The following is a 2,772-nucleotide window of genomic DNA, read 5'->3' as shown; positions in this document are numbered from 1 at the left end:
CGCTCAAGTAATGAAACCAGGCTTTCACTCATTCCTGAACAATCACAGCTTTTAGAAATGACAACGGCTCCGGGAACATCGTTTATATCCAGCCAAAACTCAGCATGAGCATCGGGAATCCCCACAGCCTCTTGATTCCGATATTCAACTAGATAACCTTGCTTACCATCAAAACTATAGGGCGATATTTTTTCATTGTCTCTACTCTTTTGTTCTACCAATTGACGTAATTCTAGATTGTTTGGATTCTCAACGGTGCGAACTAAAGTGTAAGCATATCCACGTCCCAATGCTTCTCCACCTCTAGCTATGCAAGATAACAATTCATAAGTGCCTGGATCGACAATTTTGACGTTGCCGTTGTTAAGGCGCATGGCTCTGAAATTGGAGGGGATGGTGAGTTCTACGCCAAACTTATCGAGTTCTAAGTTTCTCGTTGTCTCCGCTGCTGGAATTGAACCCGGATCATCGCAATATTGGTCAGGCTGGGCAATCCCTGGCTCCACTCCAGCCAGAAAAGAGAGTGATGCTCCAGCAAAGGCAACTATTAATTGAGTGTTCAATAGTCGGTTCATAAGTATTTGTCCCAATTCAACAGGTATAACTTTCCGAATCGCCTTCAGACATTACTCAAAACTAGGTTATCTCGATGCACGACTGTTTCGGCTCCACCGTAGCCCAAAATTTCCGGAATGTCGGCTGATTTATGTCCCCGAATTTTCTGTAATTCTAGACTGCTGTAGTTGACCAATCCTCTAGCCATTTCTACGCCATGACTATCACAGAGTTGTACTGCATCCGAGGCGTGAAAATTACCCTCAATCGCAGTAATTCCAGCGGCTAACAAAGACTTACCCCCTTGACAAATTGCCTTCACTGCACCCTCATCTAAATACAGCTTACCCGCCGGAACTAAACTGTGAGCAATCCAACGCTTACGGGCGTTTTCGGTTCGCGGTTGAGGGGAAAATTGCGTCCCTAATGGTTCTCCCTGTAAGATTTTTTCGATCGTTTCGGGGTGTCGTCCTTGAGTAATCACGGTTCTCACTCCCGCACTCGTGGCAATTCTAGCGGCGGTAATTTTGGTTACCATTCCCCCTGTTCCCCACTGAGAACCCGCTTTCCCAGTTTGTATCTGAAGTTCGGCTAACTCTTCCATCCGGTTAACCAGGGTAATCGGTTCAGCATCAGGGACTTGACGCGGATCAGCCGAATAGAGTCGATCAACATCGGTTAATAAGAATAACCAATCGGCTTCGATTAAACTCGCCACCATTGCAGAAAGGGTATCGTTATCGCCAAACTTGAGTTCCTCGACAGCAACGGTATCATTTTCATTAACTACAGGAATGACGCCAAGCTGCAACAGTTCTCGAAATGTCTCGTAAGCATTAACGTAGCAACTGCGCTGTACCAAGTCTTGGCGGCTTAACAAAATTTGCGCGATCGCTTGCTCAAGACTGGAAAATAAATCATCATAGACTCGCATTAACCGTCCCTGACCCACAGCCGCGACAGCTTGCTTGAGGGCGAGGGTTTGAGGACGAGTCTTTAATCCCAATCGTCCACACCCAACTCCCACGGCGCCGGAGGTGACTAAGACTACACCATACCCAGAGGAACGCAACCTTGTCAGCGTTTCCACTAGTCTCGCAATCGTTGAAAGCGCAAGCTGACCCGTTTCTGGATGAGTCAGACTCGATGTACCCACTTTGACAACAATTGTTTCAGTCATTTGTCATTTGTCATTTGTCATTTGTCATTCGTCATTCGTCATTTGTCATTCGTCATACTCGCTTTTGCGAGAAGTCATATCTTCCCCATCTTCCAGACGTTCCACCGGAACGTCTCTACATGGCTTCCCCTCTCAACACAATAGAGCGCTACGTCCTCAACTAAGGGATATAGCGCTCGCTATGGAATTATAACAGGTGTTTTATTATGGTTAGGGTCTTTATAGCGGCTGACCCCATTTGAACTATTATCAGAATCTCATGATTTTCTGACTGCCTGCTTTTTCATAATCTTTTCTTTATATTTCAGTTTGTCTTGATTTATCATCTTTTGTAAACTTATGTTGCTTGCTGGGCAGTGATACGCCAAGAATTTGAGTGATCCAGACTTCAAAATCGCGAATGGGAGAAGAATAGGCAGTCTGAGTGGGATCTATCATTGGTTCGACGAGAATGGTAAACATACCGAGTCTGTTTCCAGCTAAGACATCTGTAAACAAGCGATCGCCAACCATCGCCACCTGTTCCACAGGCAAATTCATCGCGGCGGCGGCTTGTTTTAATTTACGTCGGGATGGTTTACCCGCACCGTGGAGATAAGGCAGATTCAGGGAGTTAGCAATCCCACCAATCCTTGTCTCACTCAGATTATTACTCACCAGCCACAGGGAGGCGATGGGTCTAATGTCTTCAACCCACGCCCTAAGTTCGTCTGAGGCTTGGGAGGCTTTCAGAGGAACCAAGGTTTCGTCTACATCCAGCACTAATCCTTTAAGCTTATAGTGTTGCAGGATATCTCGGGTTAACCCCACAATGGGAGCCTCCAGAACTAAGTCAGGTTCCAAGTTTGATACCCAAGCCATCTTTTCTAAGTTTGATACCCAAGACATAAGCCGTGATTTGTCCTCAGCCAATAACTTTATTCCCACCGAATGGTTGTAGCAGCGCTCCTGCTTCATCTAGCGTAGCAGTCTTCGCGATCGCAGCCTAGAACTAAAGTTCTGGCTTAAAGCTCAAACCCGTTAAAACGGGTTCAAAA

2 protein-coding genes and 1 pseudogene are annotated in these 2,772 nt (G+C 46.0%); all 3 read right to left on the bottom strand.

Features of this window, described 5'->3' with window-relative positions:
- Positions 1-575 (bottom strand): annotated as a pseudogene (locus tag ACLFWI_RS29075) (hypothetical protein); the annotation flags it as partial.
- 44 nt (positions 576-619) lie between these two features.
- On the bottom strand, positions 620-1,735 hold the full coding sequence (gene proB / locus ACLFWI_RS29070; RefSeq protein ID WP_446415821.1) for a glutamate 5-kinase: 1,116 nt from the start codon (positions 1,733-1,735) through the stop codon (positions 620-622).
- 297 nt (positions 1,736-2,032) lie between these two features.
- Positions 2,033-2,596: a YqeG family HAD IIIA-type phosphatase gene (locus ACLFWI_RS29065; protein ID WP_446415822.1), complete on the bottom strand. Its 564-nt coding sequence runs from the start codon at positions 2,594-2,596 to the stop codon at positions 2,033-2,035.
- Positions 2,597-2,772: the final 176 nt, after the last annotated feature.

The sequence above is a fragment of the Coleofasciculus sp. genome (assembly GCF_046539235.1).
Taxonomy (GTDB): Bacteria; Cyanobacteriota; Cyanobacteriia; order Cyanobacteriales; family Coleofasciculaceae; genus Coleofasciculus.
The sequence above is the reverse complement of the archived record's forward strand: the minus strand, read 5'-3'. Positions and strand labels throughout refer to the sequence as shown.